Here is a 17477-nt window from a genome sequence, read left to right as displayed (position 1 = left end):
TTTTATGGTTTTTTAGACATCAAAATTTTAGAATTATCTGAATTCAGAATTTTTTTCCTAAAACTGATATAATCATTGTATTTTTCTTTTGGGTAAATTCCTTTATTGATTTCTATCTGACGTTTTACGATCAACTTATTATCTTGCTTTTCAAAAGAAACTTTGTATGTTCCAAATTCAGAAGAAACATTTCCATTTTGAGGCAATTCTTCTATAAAGTAACTTTCTGGTAATTCATAAATAATTTCAGATTCATCTTGATAAGAAAATCTACTCTCAAAAGGTAATTCCCTGGCAGAATCCTCATGATAAGCACTTTCTTTATAAATTGGAACAGCTCTAAAAATATAACTACTACCTACTGGTTTTAAATAATTTAATGCTTTAAAATCCAAATCAAAATTAATGACAGCTAAATTTTTATCATTATTAAAATCTTTCATTTCAACATTTTCAAAATCCAGTGTAGAATATGCTTTTTTCATTACCTCTGTTTTATCTTTTTCGGGTAATAACAAGTACATCAAATTAAAATCATATTGAGCTCCTTTATAAGAAAATTTTCCCTTTCCAGTAATTGATTTATCAGTGTTCAACTGAAGATACAGTTTCTGTTTTTCTTTATTCTCTTCTGCCGAAGAACTAGGAGTCTGCATAATATCAATACCATCTGGTTTTACCGTAAGGACATTTCTATCTGTTGTACTATAGCTTAGATGATTAAAAGCCATTTGCTGTGAGGTATTTTCTAGCCAAATATTTCCTTTATCTGTAGGAACTGTTAAAATAACATGATTTCCAGCCATCTTAGGAAAGTCTTTATCAAAACTAATTGGAGAAGGATTGGAATTAATAATAGAATAGTATGACTTAATCCCAGCTTCATCTAAAAGCGTTTTCATGTAGTTTGTAAGCCCTTTACAATCACCATATCCTTTTTTCTGAACCTCATCTGGAAGCATCGGCTGCCAACCTCCAATACCAAGTGCTACAAAAATATATCTTGTTTTATTCTGCATGTATTGATAGATTTTTTTCACCTTTTCTTCCGTCGTTCCAGTCAGATTTAGAGACGCCACTTCAGCCTTAATTTGTGGTGTAGAAACAGAAACGGGAGTCAGTAGGTTTTGATAATACCACATTCCAAACTCTTTCCATGAAGCAATACTTCCCTGTTTACCTTCAAGATTAAATTTATCCAATGAAAAACTTACCTTTGGAAGAACTTTTTGTGGGCTTGGAACCAATTGTCCATTATCTATAGCAGGTACATTTTTATAGGAATACGTTTTATTTTCTCCATCTGATTTTATATCAACTGAAGTATAATTAAATGGTGATTCATATATCTTTGAACGAAGATTAATACCAGATTTATTTGTAATACTATAATTACTTTCTTCTATAGCAACATTATATTCATAAAATGGGATAAAATCAGGAATAAAAACAGTATTTTCATCGTTTAATTCATAGCTAAATTCTACCGTATAAGGAAAACTTGAAGAAGCAAATGGAAGAATCAACATTCTACTGTCCGAATAAAAAGTTCCTTGCGGATTTGCTGCGATATCAGTGAAATCACTTTTAGAATAGCTTTTTATCTTATTTCCTTTTTCATCATAAACAATTACTTTTACATTAGAAATGTTATCCCCTTTTTCATAAGAAATTCTTGGTAAAGAATAAGGAATACCATCTTTATTAAGGATTGTAACTACAGATGCTTTTTTATATACAATATCGTCTATCTTATTAATTTCAACTGCTGTATTGTCTTTTCGAATAATAACACTTGCGTTCTTTTTAAGGTTTTCAGGAATGGAAGAAATAGTGTAATTCTGTCCATAGTAAAAGGAGGCCATAGAAAATACTCCCAAATAAATTAGTTTCATCATTGTTATTTAAAATCGCACAAAAATAATAAATTCTTAAATTATGTTAAAATTAAATCAATAATATATACAACAAAAAAAGACTTCATTTCTGAAGTCTTTAAATTTTATCTGTTACGAATCTTAATTATGCATCAATTTTAGCATATTTCGCATTCTTTTCAATAAACTCTCTTCTTGGCGGAACCTCATCCCCCATTAACATAGAGAACACACTGTCTGCTTCAACAGCATTATCAATAGTTACTTGTTTCAAGATTCTGTGTTCAGGATTAAGAGTTGTTTCCCAAAGCTGCTCAGGATTCATCTCTCCAAGACCTTTGTAACGTTGAACCTCAACACCTTTCCCATCCGGAGACATTTCTAAAGTAAATTCCTCACGCTCTTTTTCGTTGTAAGCGTACTGTTTTTTGTTTCCTTTTTTCAATAAATATAAAGGCGGTTGAGCAATATAAATATATCCGTTCTCAATCAATTCTTTCATATATCTAAAGAAGAAAGTAAGAATCAATGTAGAAATGTGAGAACCATCAATATCAGCATCGGTCATAATAACAACCTTGTGATATCTTAATTTCGTCATATTCAACGCCTTGCTATCTTCTTCTGTTCCTACTGAAACTCCTAAGGCTGTATAAATATTCTTGATCTCTTCGTTATCATAAACCTTATGAAGCATTGATTTCTCAACGTTCAAAATTTTACCTCTTAATGGAAGAATTGCCTGAAAAAATCTGTCACGACCTTGTTTTGCCGTTCCACCTGCTGAATCTCCCTCTACTAAAAAGATTTCTGATTCTTCTGGGTTTTTAGATGAACAGTCAGACAACTTACCTGGAAGTCCAGAACCTCCCATTGGAGATTTTCTCTGAACCATTTCACGAGCTTTTTTTGCAGCCTGTCTTGCTTTTGCAGCCAAAACAACTTTCTGTACAATAATTTTCGCTTCGTTAGGGTTTTCTTCCAAGAAATTCGTTAACATTTCCCCTACGATTTTATCAACAGCACCAGAAACTTCAGAATTCCCTAATTTAGTTTTGGTCTGTCCTTCAAACTGAGGTTCCATTACTTTTACAGAAACTACCGCCGTAAGACCTTCACGGAAGTCATCTCCTGTAATTTCAACCTTTTCCTTTGCCGGAAGTCCTAATTCATCAGCATATTTCTTCAAAGTTCTCGTCAAAGCACGTCTAAATCCTGCTAAGTGAGTACCTCCTTCGTGAGTATTGATATTATTAACGTAAGAGTGAAGATTTTCGTTGAATGAAGTATTATAACGCATCGCTACCTCAACCGGAATATCGTCTCTTTCACCTTCCATGAAAATTACATGTTCCATGATCGATTCACGGTTTCCATCGATGTAGGCAACGAACTCTTTTAACCCTCCTTCAGAATGGAAAACTTCTGTTTTGAAAGTTCCATCTTCCAATGTTTCTCTTTCGTCAGTAAGCGTAATGGTAATCCCTTTATTAAGGTAAGAAAGTTCTCTTAAACGGCTTGCTAATGTATCATAATTATACACTAATTCTGAAAAAATAGTATCATCCGGCTGGAAGAACTGTTTTGTTCCTCTTTTTTCGCTATGCCCTATTTCTTCAACTCCAGTTTGTGCTTTTCCTTTAGAATATATCTGTTGATAAACATTTCCATCTCTGTAAACTGTAGTGATCATTTCGTTAGAAAGTGCATTTACACACGATACCCCAACTCCATGAAGACCACCAGAAACCTTATAAGAATCTTTATCAAACTTACCTCCCGCTCCGATTTTTGTCATTACAACCTCAAGAGCAGATTTTTGTTCTTTTTCGTGGAAGTCAACAGGAATACCTCTACCGTTATCACTAACCTCGATTCCGTTTCCTTCTTTAATAGCAACGAAGATCGTATCACAGTATCCTGCCAACGCTTCGTCAATAGAGTTATCTACTACTTCATAAACCAAATGATGGAGACCTCTTACTCCCACATCACCAATGTACATCGAAGGACGCATACGTACGTGCTCCATTCCTTCCAATGCCTGAATACTACTAGCTGTATATTGTTTCTGACTCATATCAAATTTTAAAAACTTTGCCAAATGCAAAGACTTACAAATATCGTGATTTTTTTCGAGGTACGAAAGTTAAAATATGTCAAAAAAAAGAGGATTTTTCCACAAAAAGAATAGACATTTTATTTCAAAAAATATCAAAGTTAAAACCTATTATTTAAACCCATACTGTTGTAAATCATACTGAACATCTCTAATTTATGCTTACATTTATTTACTCAAAATTGATATTTATGGACGACTTTCTTGCAGCTCGTGCACAAATGGCGATGTCACTCGGTTTTCACATCATTTTCTCTTGTGTTGGTATGGTAATGCCTTTTCTGATGGCTTTCGCTCACTGGAAATATTTAAAAACAAAAAACGAAGTCTATAAAGGCCTCACCAAAGCATGGAGCAAAGGAGTTGCTATTCTATTTGCTGTAGGAGCTGTTTCCGGAACAATGCTTTCTTTCGAACTCGGACTTTTATGGCCAAATTTTATGAAACATGCCGGTCCTATTTTTGGGATGCCCTTTTCTTTGGAAGGAACCGCATTCTTTATTGAAGCTATCGCCATTGGTTTTTTCCTTTATGGATGGGACAGATTTAATAAATGGTTTCACTGGTTCTGCGGATTTTTAGTCGGTTTAAGTGGTTTAGCTTCAGGAATTTTAGTTGTCGCCGCTAATGCATGGATGAATTCCCCAACCGGATTTGATTATGCGAACGGACAATATTTAAATATAGACCCTATTAAAGCCATGTTCAACGAAGCTTGGTTTCCTCAGGCTTTACATATGACAGTTGCAGCATTTTGTGCAACAGGATTTGCAGTTGCAGGAGTTCATGCCTATTTAATCATGAGAAAAAAGAATGTTGAATTTCATACTAAAGCATTCAGAATTGCAGCCGGATTTGCATTGATTGGAGCATTCGGAGCACCTTTGAGCGGAGATGTTGCCGCAAAATCTGTTGCAAAAAGACAACCGATAAAATTAGCCGCCATGGAAGCTCATTTTGAAACTGAAAAAGGAGCATCTTTCGTTATTGGCGGAATTCCTGATGAGAAAAAAGAGGAAATAAAATATGCAGTAAAAATTCCAAAAGTATTGAGCTTTTTAGTGGCTAATGATTTTAATGCTGAAGTAAAAGGATTGAAAGATTTTCCAAAAGACGAATGGCCACCGATTGCAGTTGTACATTACGCTTTTCAGATTATGATTTTCTTTGGAGTCGTGATGATCAGTATTGGAATCGTTTATTTATACGCCGTATTTTTCAAAAAAGAATGGTTAACTAAAAACTGGCTGCTAAAAACATTTTTAATCGCTACCCCTTTTGGATATATTGCTTTGGAAGCAGGCTGGACAGTTACTGAAGTCGGAAGACAACCGTGGATCATTTACGGAATTATGAGAACTGCAGATGCAGTAACTCCAATGCCGGGAATTCAGTATTCGTTCTACTTTTTTACAGCAATCTTCGTTTCCCTATCATTAATTATTGTGTTTCTTTTGAAACGACAAATACAGATGGTTCCAAGATTATATGATCCTACAGATGCTCAGTTTAACCTTAAAAACCCAAAGTCATGATTTACGTAGTTATAGGTTTTCTTTGGTTGTCGATTTGCCTTTATGTGATTTTGGGAGGAGCAGATTTCGGAGCCGGAATCGTAGAACTTTTCACAAAAAAAAGAGCGCGTGATAAAACAAAAGAAATCATGTATGAATCTATTGCACCGGTTTGGGAAGCCAATCATATGTGGTTAATTATTGCGATTGTAATTCTATTCGTTGGTTTCCCTGAAATCTACACTACCCTCTCTACCTATCTTCACATTCCTTTGGTTTTAATGCTTGTCGGGATTATTGCGAGAGGTACCGCTTTCACTTTCAGGCATTATGACGCCGTGAAAGATGATTGGCAAAATATTTATACACAGATTTTTTATTTTTCAAGTTTATTGACTCCTTTTTTCTTAGGATTAATAGCAGCTGCTACGGTTTCACATTCTATTAATCCGGATGCAACCGGTTTTTTAAATTTATATATTTTCAGCTGGCTCAACTGGTTTGGCGTTGCAGTAGGGTTATTTACAATTTCCATCTGTGCTTACCTGGCTTCTGTATTTGCTTTAAGAGAAACAACCGACCGTCTGGAATTAGGTTTAATGATTAAAAAATCCAAACAGACCATGATCTTTGTAGTCATCACAGGACTTTTGGTTTTCATTACGGCTTATCTTTCGGATATCCCTTTACTGATGTGGGTTTTCTCAAAACCTTTGGGAATTATGGCAACGTTTTTTGCCACCATTTGTCTATTTTTAATTTTAAGAGCAATGAATCGTCAGAAATTGCTTCCTGTAAGAGCTTTGGCTGGATTTCAGGTGATTATGATTTTGGTGGCGGCAACTTATCAACATAATCCGAATATTATTCTTTTTGGAAACGGACAACATCTGTCTTTATTGGAACACGTGGCAGCTCCGAAAACGATTTCCGCTTTAGGTTGGGCGCTGATATTGGGTTCATTATTTATTCTTCCGTTTCTGTTTTATTTGATGGCTTCGTTTAGTAAGCAGAGGAAATAAGTATTTTACAATAAGTTTCGGGGGTCAGCTTTGCTGACCCCCGAAACTCTTACCATTTATTTTTTAATCAAAACCAGCTCAACTCTCCTGTTTTTCACACGGTCAGCTTCCGTAACTTCAGGATAAATCAACGGATTAAGATGACCAAGACCCTTTACTTTTATTCGCGCAGAACTTATTCCCTGATTTTCTAAAAACTCTTTAATTGCATTAGCTCTCGTCCAGGAAAGATTAAAAGTTTTCAAATCGATATCTTCACCGTCAAAATTATCATAATCACAACAAATATGTCCTTGCAATTCTACTTCCAGCGTGGGATTTTCTATTAATATTTTGTAAAGTTGAGCAAGTGGTTTTTGCCCTTGTGGAAGCCAAACATGACGATTTCCAATAAAATTGACATCAGGTAAAGAAAAAGTATCTTTTACCTTCATTGAAGCAATCTTCATATCAAAAAAGCTCGGATACGTTTTTCTTGAAACCTTTTCTCCTTTCTCAAAAAATCTTTCAATAAAAATATCTACACGGCGGTTTTTTGCCTGTAAATTTTCTGAACTATTATCATTGATTTGCTTAGAAATTCCCAGTCCTACAGAACTTGCCAGATGAATGTTCTTTCCAATTTTAGCTTTTAAATAATTATTTACTGTTCTCGCCCGGTTTTCGGATAATGCTTTGTTTAGTTCTTCATTTCCCAAAGGATTGGCATTCCCAAAAATTCTAAAAGTAAGCTTTGCTTCAAGCTTTGCCAAGCTATCTAGTTTCCGTTTCGATTCATTGCTGAGTTCATAACTTTTATTTTTAAAATAGATAGAAGTAAGTGTCTGTGAATAGAAACCTGTAGAAAAGAAGAATATAAACAGAAAGGCTTTCATCAGTATTGTTTTCTTACAAACGCAAAGTAACTGAAAATAGTTTGAGTTTTGGGTATTTTATAAAAAAGTTCCGGCGGAAGCTTCGCTTCCGCCGGAACTAAAAATTTATTTCAAATTAATTTAAACCAATTTCATCAAAAGGCTCTCCTCAATTTTTTCTACTTTCACCAAATTAGCTTTCGTTAAAGTTTTGGAAGCTTTATCCCACTTTTTACCTGAAAGTTTAGATTGTTCTTTTACTTCAGCTAAAGCAATTTGTTCTCCGGATTTCAAAATTTCCAAAATCACTTTTTCATCTTCTCCCAATTCAATTTGAGGAACTGTTTTTTCAGGTCTCATCTGAGGGAAGAACAATACTTCCTGGATTGATGCATTATTTGTTAAGAACATGATTAATCTGTCCATTCCGATTCCTAATCCTGAAGTTGGCGGCATACCATATTCCAAAGCTCTTAAGAAATCTTCATCAATAAATTGTCCTGCTTCATCATCTCCTTTTTCAGAAAGCTTTAATTGCTCTTCAAAACGCTCTCTTTGATCGATTGGGTCATTCAACTCAGAATAGGCGTTCGCAATTTCTTTTCCACAAACCATTAATTCGAAACGCTCTGTAAGACCTTCTTTGCTTCTGTGTTTTTTCGTTAAAGGCGACATTTCGATCGGATAATCGGTAATGAAAGTCGGCTGAATGAAGTTTCCTTCACACTTTTCACCAAAAATCTCATCAATTAACTTTCCTTTACCCATCGTTTCATTTACGTCGATTCCGATAGATTTTGCAAAATCGAATAATTCCTGTTCAGTTTTACCTGTAATATCAAAACCTGTGAATTTCAAAATAGCATCTGTCATTGAAAGTCTTTGATAAGGCGCTTTGAAATCTACTTCATACTCACCAAAAGTAGCTTTTGTCGTACCGTTCACCTGAATTGCACAGAATTCCAACAATTTCTCAGTGAAATCCATCATCCAGTTGTAATCTTTGTACGCAACATAGATTTCCATTGCTGTAAATTCCGGGTTGTGCGTTCTGTCCATCCCTTCGTTTCTGAAGTTTTTAGAGAACTCATAAACACCGTCGAATCCACCAACGATCAATCTTTTCAGATATAATTCGTTTGCAATTCTTAAATACAATGGAATATCCAAAGCGTTGTGATGCGTGATAAACGGTCTTGCAGCAGCTCCACCAGGAATCGATTGTAAAACTGGAGTTTCAACCTCGAAATACCCTGCATCATTGAAGAACGTTCTCATCGCATTGAACAATTTTGTTCTTTTCACGAAAACTTCTTTGATGTGTGGATTCACCGTTAAATCTACATAACGCTGTCTATATCTCATCTCAGGATCGTTGAATCCGTCATGCACGACTCCGTTTTCGTCAGTTTTTGCCTGAGGAAGCGGACGTAATGTCTTGGTAAGAAGCGTAAAGTTTTTCACTAAAACCGTCTTCTCACCTACCTGAGTGGTGAATAATTCTCCTTCAACTCCGATAATATCTCCTATATCTAAAAGATGCTTATACACTTCGTTATACAAAGTTTTGTCTTCACCTGTACAGATCTCATCTCTGTTAAAATACACTTGAATTCTCCCGGTAGAATCCTGCAATTCCGCAAAAGAAGCTTTCCCCTGAATTCTTCTGGACATCAATCTTCCAGCAATCTTCACCTGTTTACTTTCAGAAAAATCCTGTTTTATAGATTCAGTAGTATCTGTAATTACATATTCATCCGCCGGGAATGCGTTTATTCCCATTTCAACAAGCTTGTTCAGCTTTTCTCTTCTAATGATTTCCTGTTCTGATAATTGCATTGTATTTATTTAAAATAACGTGCAAAAATAATGAATTTTGAATTGATGGTCAATGACTTTTCTTAGAAATATAATTTATTTCATGTAAAATCCAATTCAAATTATTGGGTATTAATCTATACGAACCAGTTTTTACGACTTTTTTGGGGAATAAAAGTCCAAACCAATATTCTGCTTACTTTCTGACCTTGAGCCATATCAATCGTTTTGAATTCTATTGCTTTAAGTTTCTTTAAAAGTGAAGTCAGTTTATATAAGTTATCTTTTTTTGAAACCAAGCAGGTAAACCAAAGAACCTGAGACGAATATAAAACACTTTCCTCAATCATTTTTGAGATAAAAGCTATTTCACCACCTTCACACCATAATTCAGATTGCTGACCACCGAAATTGAGTTGCGGTTTCTGAACTTTTGATCTATTAAGATTTTTTGTTTTTCGAAGATTTCCTTTCAATGCAGACTCTTCAGAATCATGAAACGGAGGATTACACATTGAAAATGCAAAACGATCTTCAGAACTAATAATATTTTTAAAAATAAAATCAGAGTTTGGCTGATGTTTTAATTGAATTTCAGATGCTAAATCAGGGTTTTGATCTAAAATCTTCTGAGCATTTTCAAGGGAATCCAGATTAATATCTGTTCCCAACATTTTCCAGCCATAAGATGTATTGGCAATTAAAGGGTATACAAGATTAGCTCCCGTTCCTATATCCAACCCCTTTATATTTTTTGGAATTTCATTGAGGCCTTCAGTCAGTAAATCAGCGATATAATGCACATAATCTGCCCTTCCAGGAATTGGCGGACAAAGATTTGCTTCAGGAATATCCCAGTTTTTAATTTGATAAAAATGCTCTAACAAAGCTTTATTAAGCAATTTTACTGCTTTGGGAATACTGAAATTGATAGTTAAGGTCTTGTAAGAATTTTCAAAGACATAATGTTTCAATTCTGGCACACAAGAAATCAGCTGTGCAAAATCATAAGGATCTCGATGCAGATTTCTTGGATGCAGATTTGATTTTTGAACCGTCATGAATTATTTTTTCTGACTCAAAATATATTTGACCATTTTTTTAGCATCTTCTTTAGATACCTGAGAATGAGGCTGCATCGGAACACTTCCCCAAACTCCGCTTCCGCCTTCTATAATTTTGGAAGCCAACAGTTCAACATCCTTATCAGAATATTTACCTGCGATTTCCTGATAAGAAGGTCCTATCATTCTCTCATTTACCGCGTGACAGCCAGAGCAATCAAGAGTTTCAATAATCTGATCTCCCGAAAGATTGCTTTTTGCAGATTCTGAAATTGTAGTTGTTTCAGAAGAATTGGCGTCAACCGGTGTATTTTCTTTTTTAGAACAGGAAATTATTAGTAAACCTAGAAATCCCGTTAAAAATAGTTTTTTCATTATTTTTTTACCGCCGTAGAATCAGTTTTTGGAGCTTCAGTTGCAGGGGTTGCAGCAGGTGTGTCAGCTTTTTTAGCTGTAGAGTCTACAACAGTTGTTGCTTCCGGCTCTTCAAGCATAGTGTTGCTATCTTGCAAGTCATGACTAGGCTTTTTTGAACAGTTAACTACAAATAAACTTCCGATAAATGCGATTGCTAATACTTTTTTCATTATTTTTTCTATAAAATTTAGACAAAAATATAAAAAATATTGCTTGTGCAGCGTATAAAATACTTTTTAATCATTGTATTTAGAAATTGTATTTTTACATAAACATGGAAATTATGATTATCATTTCAAAAATCTTATTTTTCTTAAGTCATCACGGCTTTTATGCTGTACTGATCTTTATTCTGTTCTTCGGAATTATTGCTTTTTTAACAAAAAAAGGTTGGTGGCTGATTTTAATCCTTCCGTTTTCAATTATTAACGGAATCGGTGGTCAGTTTATCAATGCCTGGTTTTTAAATAAATTTGGTGTCGAAAGTACTGCTATTATTACTTCCGATGTAGAAACCAACTCTACTCTTAACGATCAGTACATTCATGATTATGAAGCTATTGTCAGAAAACAGGACGGAAAATATGTTGACACTTATTTTTCAACAACTTCGGCCGCAATTTACCCTATTGAAAATGCCATAAGAATTCCAAGAACAGAACAACAATTTCCGGTAAAATACATTCCGGGTTATGAAAAAAATATCGTTATACTTTATCAGCAGTCAGACGAAGGAAAACGATTTGAAGAATATGAAAAGATAAGGCCTATCAATACGGCACGAATAAAATATGAGGCAGATCCTGTCAATAAAGATTTCATACAGGAATATATTAATGCTTTGGAAGAGTATTTAAAAGTCTATGATAATCCTGAATACAAAAACAAATTAGAACAATTAAAAAAGGAACTGAAATCTTTACCCTAAAATTTTCTCAATTTTTATTTTTCATTTCAAAAAAATATCTACATTTGCATCATGATTACTTCAAACAACAAATTTTGGTGGTGGCATTCAAACTCTTCGTCGGGTCTGAAGCTATACTCTTGTTGTTAATTCGCAACTAGAATATTATAGAAAAATATACAGAGACTTTGACGATTACGTTAAAGTCTTTTTTTATTGTTAAAAATTAAAACTCTACCAATGTTCACACAGAAAATCAACATAAAAACCACCTCAAAAAAAATGCTGGGAGATCTCCAAACTCCCATGAATATCTATTTGAAAATCCGGGATCAATTCCGGGATACGATTCTTTTGGAAAGTTCGGATTCTAAAAATATAGACCATAATTTTTCGTTCATTGCGATTAATGCCATTGCAGGAATAGAAATTAAAAATCTCCATGAATTTGAAATAAAGTTTCCTGGTAAAAGCCCTGAGAAACATCATTTGGCAGATTTGAATGTTCCTCAAGTATTAAGTGACTTTTCAAATACCTTCATCTGCAATAAGACTAATGATTCCATAGAAGAAACTGCACAAAGCCTTTTCGGATATACTAGTTTTGAAGCAGTACAGTTCTTTGAAAATATAACATTTAAAGCACAAAGTCCAGAAGTGGAAATTCCAATTTTACGTTACAGGCTTTATCAATATGTTATCGCAATCAATCATTACAATGATGAAATGCACATTATTGAAAACCAAATTGGAGGCATAAAATCAGAACCCTATCTATTGGAAAGCTTAATCAAGAACCAAAATTCTGTTATTTATCCTTTTGAAAAAACTGGGAGTGAAACTTCCAATAGTACCGATGAAGAATATATCGAACTGGTAAAAACCGCTCAAAAGCATTGTATGAGAGGAGATGTTTTTCAATTGGTGTTAAGCAGAAGATTCGAACAAAAATTCAAAGGTGACGAATTCAATGTGTATCGTGCGTTACGCAACATCAATCCTTCTCCTTATTTGTTCTTTTTTGATTATGGAGATTATAAACTTTTCGGATCAAGCCCTGAAAGTCAGCTCATTATTAAAGACAACAAAGCGATCATCCATCCTATTGCGGGAACTTTCAAAAGAACCGGACATTTTGAAACCGATCTGCAATCTATTGAATCACTAAAAAATGATCCGAAAGAAAATGCAGAACACACCATGCTTGTAGATCTGGCCCGAAATGATTTAGGAAAATTAGGAAAAAATGTAACCGTTACCCAACTCAAAGAAATACAGCTTTTTTCTCATGTCATTCATATGGTAAGTGAAGTAACTGCCGATTTGCACGAAAATACGAATCCTTATGAAATGGTTGCAACAACTTTTCCTCAAGGGACTTTAAGTGGAGCGCCAAAACATAAAGCACTTCAACTTATTAATACTTATGAAAAAGATTCACGTGGTTATTATGGAGGCTGTATCGGAATGGTCGGATTAAACGGAAGCTGTAATCAAGCCATCATGATCCGAACTTTTTTAAGTAAAAACAACACCTTATATTATCAGGCAGGAGCCGGAATAGTCGCAAAATCAAATGCGGAAAGTGAATTACAGGAAGTAAACAATAAACTTAATGCATTAAAAAAAGCCATTGAGAAAGCAGAAAAAATATAATAATCTAAACGTTCAAAAAACTACACATAATTTACAATGAAAATATTAGTCTTCGATAATTACGACAGCTTTACCTACAATTTGGTTCAAATGATCGAAAGGATCTTGAAAATAAAAGTAGACGTAGCAAGAAATGATGAAATTACGTTGGAAGAAATTGGAAAATACGATAAAATCATCCTTTCACCTGGTCCCGGAATTCCTGAAGAAGCCGGAATTTTATTAGAAGTTATTAAAAAATATGCTCCAACTAAAAGTATTTTAGGAGTTTGCCTTGGTCAGCAAGCTATTGCCGAAGCTTTTGGAGGAAGCTTAATCAATCTTTCTGAAATTTTTCATGGAGTGGCCACTTCCGCTGAATTATTGAAAAACGACACTAAATTATTCCAAAATCTATCCAGCGGATTAGAAGTCGGAAGATATCACAGCTGGGTTGTTGATCCTGAAAACTTCCCTGAGGATTTAGAAATCACAGCCGTAGATCAGGATGGAATGATCATGGCGCTGCAACATAAAAAATATGATGTACACGGTGTACAGTTTCACCCCGAAAGTATTTTGACTCCTGATGGAGAAATCATTATCAAAAACTTTCTTTTGAATTAATAGTATGAAAGAAATTCTGCAATATCTTTTCAATCACCACACTTTGTCCAAATCTGAGGCAAAGGCAATCATGATTGAGATCGCTCAAAATAAATTTAATGCAACGGAAGTCACCGCTTTTGTAAGTATTTTTCTGATGCGGAATATCACCTTACTGGAACTGGAAGGTTTCAGGGAAGCATTATTACAAATGGCGGTTCCGGTAGATCTGGATGCCAGTGAAGCCATTGATATTGTAGGAACCGGTGGTGACGGAAAAAATACGATCAATATTTCTACTCTGGCAAGCTTTGTAATTGCCGGAGCAGGGCAAAAAGTAATTAAACACGGAAATTATGGAGCTTCTACGGTTACCGGAGCTTCCAATCTTTTGGAAGAATTGGGCTATCAGTTCAAAATCAATTCAGAGGAATTAAATGATGATTTACAAAAAACCAATATTTGTTTTTTACACGCTCCCTACTTTCATCCTGCATTACAATCTGTAGTAACTTTACGAAAGTCTTTAGGGTTGAGAACTTTTTTCAATTTACTGGGTCCTTTAGTAAACCCTGCAAAACCCAAATACTCTATGATTGGAACCTACAATCTGGAAATTGCAAGAATATATCAGTATTTGCTGCAAAAAGATGAAAAAGACTTCATTTTGGTTCACGGAATGGACGGTTATGACGAAATCAGCTTAACACAGGACAGCAAAATCATTACAAAAAATGGAGAAAAAATCTATTCACCTGAAGAACTTGGATTTGCCACCTTAAATCCTGAAAGTATAAAAGCTGGTAGCAACACAAAAGAAACAGCCAAAATTTTCATGGACATCCTAAGCGGAAAAGGTACAGAACAACAAAACTCTGTGGTTTTAGCCAATGCAGCAGTTGCTCTTTATCATACCCAGAAATTCGGAACCTATGATGATTGCCTTTTGATGGTACAGGAAAGTTTATTGGGTGGGAAAGCACTGAAAAGTTTTGAATTACTTTTAAAATAGGAGATTATGAATATCTTAGACAAAATTGTAGACCGAAAAAAGGAAGAAATTTCATTTTCAAAAGCCAAGATTTCTCTTCAGGAATTGAAAGATTCTGAGTTTTTCAATAGGAAAAATCTCTCCTTAAAGAAAAACATCCAAAATAAAAGCGGAATTATTGCTGAATTTAAAAGACAATCTCCCTCCAAAGGAATAATTAATGATAAAATCTTGCCTTTAGAAGTCGTTTCTGCTTATGAACATTTCGGAGCAAGCGGAATTTCAATTTTAACGGACAAAGATTTTTTCGGGGGAAGTTTTGAAGATATTTTGAGCGTTAGAGATCAGATCAACATTCCTATTTTGCGGAAAGATTTTATGATTGATGAATATCAGTTTTATGAAGCAAAAAGTAAGGGAGCAGATGTTGTTTTGCTTATTGCAGCCTGTCTTTCACCACAACAAACATTGGAATTCACCGAGCTGGCTCATGAGTTAGGATTAGAAGTTTTGTTGGAAATCCATACTGAAGAAGAATTAAAACATTACAACTCTAATATAGATTTGGTGGGAATTAACAACCGGAACTTAAAAGATTTCAACGTTGATCTCCAACATTCTGTTCAGTTGAAAAATCTGCTTCCAGAAAACACCCTATCTGTAGCAGAAAGCGGAATTTACAATATTCAGGATTATCATTATTTAAAAGAAAAAGGATTTGACGGATTTTTAATGGGTGAATATTTTATGAAAAACACAGATCCTGCTCAAGCATTTGAAGAATTTATTTCTAATACAAGAGTGTAAACATGAAAAAAATTAAAGTCTGCGGCTTAACAATATTAGAACAAGTTCAGGAATTGATTTCTTTGAATACAGACTTTCTGGGCTTTATTTTCTACGAAAAATCTCCACGATACGTTCTGAATCATTTGAGTTTAGAGGAAATTTCAAAGATTGGTCATCAGGGAAAAGTTGGAGTATTTGTGAATGAAACTCTTGAAAAAATTGTTGAAATAACAGAAACAGCGAACCTGAATTTTATACAGCTTCACGGCGATGAAAACGAAATGTTCATTTCAGCCTTAAAACAAAGACTGAGTCCTAAAATTGGAATGATAAAAGCAATAAGAATTAATTCAGAATCCATCATCTCAGCGAAAGAGATTTTCAAGTCATTTCATTCCATCCCGAATACCATTGATTATATTCTGTTTGATACAGATTCAAAAGCATTCGGCGGAACGGGAAAACAATTTGACTGGAACATTTTAAATAAAATCGAGATACCACTTCCCTATTTTTTAAGCGGTGGAATTTCAGAACAGAATATTGATAACATTAAGATTTTAGGTCAACAACCTTTCTCCATCGATATTAATTCAAAATTTGAATTGGAACCAGGAGTGAAAGACCTACACAAAATAAGAGAATTTTATGAAAAATTATAAAAACCCCGACGAATACGGATATTATGGAGAATTTGGAGGTGCATTTATCCCCGAAATGTTGTATCCGAATGTAGAAGAATTACAGAAAAACTATCTTGAAATCATTGAATCAGAAGATTTTCAAAAAGAATATCATGATTTATTAAAAAACTATGTCGGACGTGCTACTCCTTTATATTTTGCTAAAAATTTAAGTCAGAAATATAATACTCAAATCTATTTAAAAAGAGAAGATCTGAATCACACTGGTGCCCACAAAATCAATAATGCTTTGGGACAGGTTCTATTGGCAAAACGTCTTGGTAAAAACAGGATCATTGCAGAAACCGGAGCCGGACAACATGGTGTTGCTACTGCTACAGCGTGTGCTCTTATAGGGTTAGAATGCATTGTGTACATGGGAGAAATCGACATTCAGAGACAGGCTCCGAATGTGGCAAGAATGAAAATGCTGGGAGCAGAAGTTATTCCTGCTACTTCAGGTTCAAAAACATTAAAAGACGCTGTAAATGAAGCGTTAAGAGACTGGATCAACAATCCTGCAACCACACATTATGTGATTGGAAGTGTCGTAGGTCCGCATCCATTTCCTGATTTGGTGGCTCGATTTCAGAGTATTATTTCAAAAGAAATTAAGGAACAGCTTGCCGAGCAAACCGGAAGACAAAATCCTGATTATGTAATTGCCTGTGTTGGTGGGGGAAGTAATGCAGCAGGAACTTTTTATCATTTTGTAGAGGAAGAAAATGTAAAAATCATTGCAGCAGAAGCAGGAGGTTTGGGTGTAGATTCAGGAAAATCTGCAGCGACAACATTTTTAGGAACTTTGGGCGTTTTGCATGGAAGTAAAAGCCTAGTTATGCAAACAGCAGACGGACAGGTTATTGAGCCCCATTCAATTTCTGCAGGATTGGATTATCCGGGAATCGGACCTTTTCATGCGCATTTATTTAAAGAAAAACGTGCAGAATTTTTCAGTATTAATGATGATGATGCTTTACAATCTGCATTTGAACTGACAAAACTGGAAGGTATCATTCCGGCACTGGAAAGCGCTCATGCATTGGCTGTTTTAGATAAAAAACAATTTAAAGAAAATGATATTGTTGTGATTTGTCTGAGCGGTCGAGGCGATAAAGACATGGAAACGTATTTGAAAAGGATGGAAGTTTAATTCAGTTATTAAAATGAAAATTTGTCAA

Annotated in this window: 16 protein-coding genes; 9 read left to right on the top strand and 7 right to left on the bottom strand. The window is 34.6% G+C overall.

Features of this window, described 5'->3' with window-relative positions:
• Positions 1–2 precede the first annotated feature (2 nt).
• Together LV842_RS09575 and gyrB are read right to left on the bottom strand one after the other, a co-directional pair.
• A complete protein-coding gene (locus LV842_RS09575) occupies positions 3–1898 on the bottom strand; it encodes a DUF3857 domain-containing protein (RefSeq protein WP_233111225.1) in 1896 nt (631 codons plus the stop codon).
• Between the two features lie 124 nt (positions 1899–2022).
• Entirely contained in the window at positions 2023–3957 is a 1935-nt protein-coding gene (gyrB, locus tag LV842_RS09570) for a DNA topoisomerase (ATP-hydrolyzing) subunit B (RefSeq protein WP_233111224.1), read from the bottom strand.
• A 230-nt stretch (positions 3958–4187) separates the two neighbouring features.
• Between gyrB and LV842_RS09565 the strand changes: the two genes are divergently transcribed.
• Positions 4188–5531, top strand: coding sequence for a cytochrome ubiquinol oxidase subunit I (locus tag LV842_RS09565; protein WP_233111223.1), 1344 nt, complete (start codon positions 4188–4190; stop codon positions 5529–5531).
• Positions 5528–6532 carry a cytochrome d ubiquinol oxidase subunit II gene (locus LV842_RS09560; RefSeq protein ID WP_233111222.1) on the top strand — a complete coding sequence of 335 codons (1005 nt, stop codon included), beginning with the start codon at positions 5528–5530 and terminating at the stop codon, positions 6530–6532. The genes LV842_RS09565 and LV842_RS09560 overlap by 4 nt, the downstream gene beginning before the upstream one ends.
• Positions 6533–6588: 56 nt before the next feature.
• Here LV842_RS09560 and LV842_RS09555 read toward each other — a convergent pair whose 3' ends face one another.
• From LV842_RS09555 to LV842_RS09535, 5 genes are all read right to left on the bottom strand, one after another.
• Positions 6589–7407 carry an OmpA family protein gene (locus tag LV842_RS09555; protein ID WP_233111221.1) on the bottom strand — a complete coding sequence of 273 codons (819 nt, stop codon included), beginning with the start codon at positions 7405–7407 and terminating at the stop codon, positions 6589–6591.
• A gap of 120 nt (positions 7408–7527) precedes the next feature.
• Complete coding sequence (lysS, locus tag LV842_RS09550) at positions 7528–9225, bottom strand: lysine--tRNA ligase (RefSeq protein WP_233111220.1); 1698 nt, start codon at positions 9223–9225, stop codon at positions 7528–7530.
• Between the two features lie 116 nt (positions 9226–9341).
• Positions 9342–10265 (bottom strand): 23S rRNA (adenine(1618)-N(6))-methyltransferase RlmF, encoded by a 924-nt coding sequence (gene rlmF, locus LV842_RS09545; protein WP_233111219.1) that lies wholly within the window; start codon positions 10263–10265, stop codon positions 9342–9344.
• Positions 10266–10268: 3 nt separating this feature from the next.
• On the bottom strand, positions 10269–10643 hold the full coding sequence (locus LV842_RS09540) for a c-type cytochrome (RefSeq protein WP_233111218.1): 375 nt from the start codon (positions 10641–10643) through the stop codon (positions 10269–10271).
• Positions 10643–10855: a hypothetical protein gene (locus LV842_RS09535; RefSeq protein WP_233111217.1), complete on the bottom strand. Its 213-nt coding sequence runs from the start codon at positions 10853–10855 to the stop codon at positions 10643–10645. The genes LV842_RS09540 and LV842_RS09535 overlap by 1 nt, the downstream gene beginning before the upstream one ends.
• Positions 10856–10968: 113 nt before the next feature.
• On the opposite strand from LV842_RS09535, the gene LV842_RS09530 reads away from it, so the two are divergent.
• From LV842_RS09530 to trpB, 7 genes are all read left to right on the top strand, one after another.
• Positions 10969–11613, top strand: a complete 645-nt coding sequence (locus LV842_RS09530) for a hypothetical protein (RefSeq protein WP_233111216.1) — start codon at positions 10969–10971, stop codon at positions 11611–11613.
• A gap of 219 nt (positions 11614–11832) precedes the next feature.
• Positions 11833–13248 carry an anthranilate synthase component I family protein gene (locus LV842_RS09525; protein ID WP_233111215.1) on the top strand — a complete coding sequence of 472 codons (1416 nt, stop codon included), beginning with the start codon at positions 11833–11835 and terminating at the stop codon, positions 13246–13248.
• 36 nt (positions 13249–13284) lie between these two features.
• Positions 13285–13854: an anthranilate synthase component II gene (locus LV842_RS09520; RefSeq protein WP_233111214.1), complete on the top strand. Its 570-nt coding sequence runs from the start codon at positions 13285–13287 to the stop codon at positions 13852–13854.
• Positions 13855–13858: 4 nt separating this feature from the next.
• Positions 13859–14845, top strand: a complete 987-nt coding sequence (gene trpD / locus LV842_RS09515) for an anthranilate phosphoribosyltransferase (RefSeq protein ID WP_233111213.1) — start codon at positions 13859–13861, stop codon at positions 14843–14845.
• Between the two features lie 6 nt (positions 14846–14851).
• On the top strand, positions 14852–15631 hold the full coding sequence (trpC, locus tag LV842_RS09510) for an indole-3-glycerol phosphate synthase TrpC (RefSeq protein ID WP_233111212.1): 780 nt from the start codon (positions 14852–14854) through the stop codon (positions 15629–15631).
• Between the two features lie 2 nt (positions 15632–15633).
• Positions 15634–16275, top strand: a complete 642-nt coding sequence (locus tag LV842_RS09505; RefSeq protein ID WP_233111211.1) for a phosphoribosylanthranilate isomerase — start codon at positions 15634–15636, stop codon at positions 16273–16275.
• Positions 16262–17449, top strand: a complete 1188-nt coding sequence (trpB, locus tag LV842_RS09500) for a tryptophan synthase subunit beta (protein WP_233111210.1) — start codon at positions 16262–16264, stop codon at positions 17447–17449. The genes LV842_RS09505 and trpB overlap by 14 nt, the downstream gene beginning before the upstream one ends.
• Positions 17450–17477: the final 28 nt, after the last annotated feature.

Origin of the sequence: Chryseobacterium gwangjuense, from assembly GCF_021311115.1 — a bacterium.
GTDB classification, from domain to species: Bacteria; Bacteroidota; Bacteroidia; order Flavobacteriales; family Weeksellaceae; genus Chryseobacterium; species Chryseobacterium gwangjuense.
This window is presented reverse-complemented; position numbering and strand designations above follow the sequence as displayed.

Bases quoted from the DNA above. Each gene is read 5' to 3' on its own strand.
- LV842_RS09505 (WP_233111211.1), top strand. From the start codon at position 15,634: ATGAAAAAAATTAAAGTCTGCGGCTTAACAATATTAGAACAAGTTCAG.
- LV842_RS09575 (WP_233111225.1), bottom strand. From the start codon at position 1,898: ATGATGAAACTAATTTATTTGGGAGTATTTTCTATGGCCTCCTTTTAC.
- LV842_RS09535 (WP_233111217.1), bottom strand. From the start codon at position 10,855: ATGAAAAAAGTATTAGCAATCGCATTTATCGGAAGTTTATTTGTAGTT.
- rlmF (WP_233111219.1), bottom strand. From the start codon at position 10,265: ATGACGGTTCAAAAATCAAATCTGCATCCAAGAAATCTGCATCGAGAT.
- LV842_RS09565 (WP_233111223.1), top strand. From the start codon at position 4,188: ATGGACGACTTTCTTGCAGCTCGTGCACAAATGGCGATGTCACTCGGT.
- LV842_RS09555 (WP_233111221.1), bottom strand. From the start codon at position 7,407: ATGAAAGCCTTTCTGTTTATATTCTTCTTTTCTACAGGTTTCTATTCA.
- LV842_RS09560 (WP_233111222.1), top strand. From the start codon at position 5,528: ATGATTTACGTAGTTATAGGTTTTCTTTGGTTGTCGATTTGCCTTTAT.
- LV842_RS09530 (WP_233111216.1), top strand. From the start codon at position 10,969: ATGATTATCATTTCAAAAATCTTATTTTTCTTAAGTCATCACGGCTTT.
- LV842_RS09525 (WP_233111215.1), top strand. From the start codon at position 11,833: ATGTTCACACAGAAAATCAACATAAAAACCACCTCAAAAAAAATGCTG.
- LV842_RS09520 (WP_233111214.1), top strand. From the start codon at position 13,285: ATGAAAATATTAGTCTTCGATAATTACGACAGCTTTACCTACAATTTG.
- LV842_RS09540 (WP_233111218.1), bottom strand. From the start codon at position 10,643: ATGAAAAAACTATTTTTAACGGGATTTCTAGGTTTACTAATAATTTCC.
- trpD (WP_233111213.1), top strand. From the start codon at position 13,859: ATGAAAGAAATTCTGCAATATCTTTTCAATCACCACACTTTGTCCAAA.
- gyrB (WP_233111224.1), bottom strand. From the start codon at position 3,957: ATGAGTCAGAAACAATATACAGCTAGTAGTATTCAGGCATTGGAAGGA.
- lysS (WP_233111220.1), bottom strand. From the start codon at position 9,225: ATGCAATTATCAGAACAGGAAATCATTAGAAGAGAAAAGCTGAACAAG.
- trpC (WP_233111212.1), top strand. From the start codon at position 14,852: ATGAATATCTTAGACAAAATTGTAGACCGAAAAAAGGAAGAAATTTCA.
- trpB (WP_233111210.1), top strand. From the start codon at position 16,262: ATGAAAAATTATAAAAACCCCGACGAATACGGATATTATGGAGAATTT.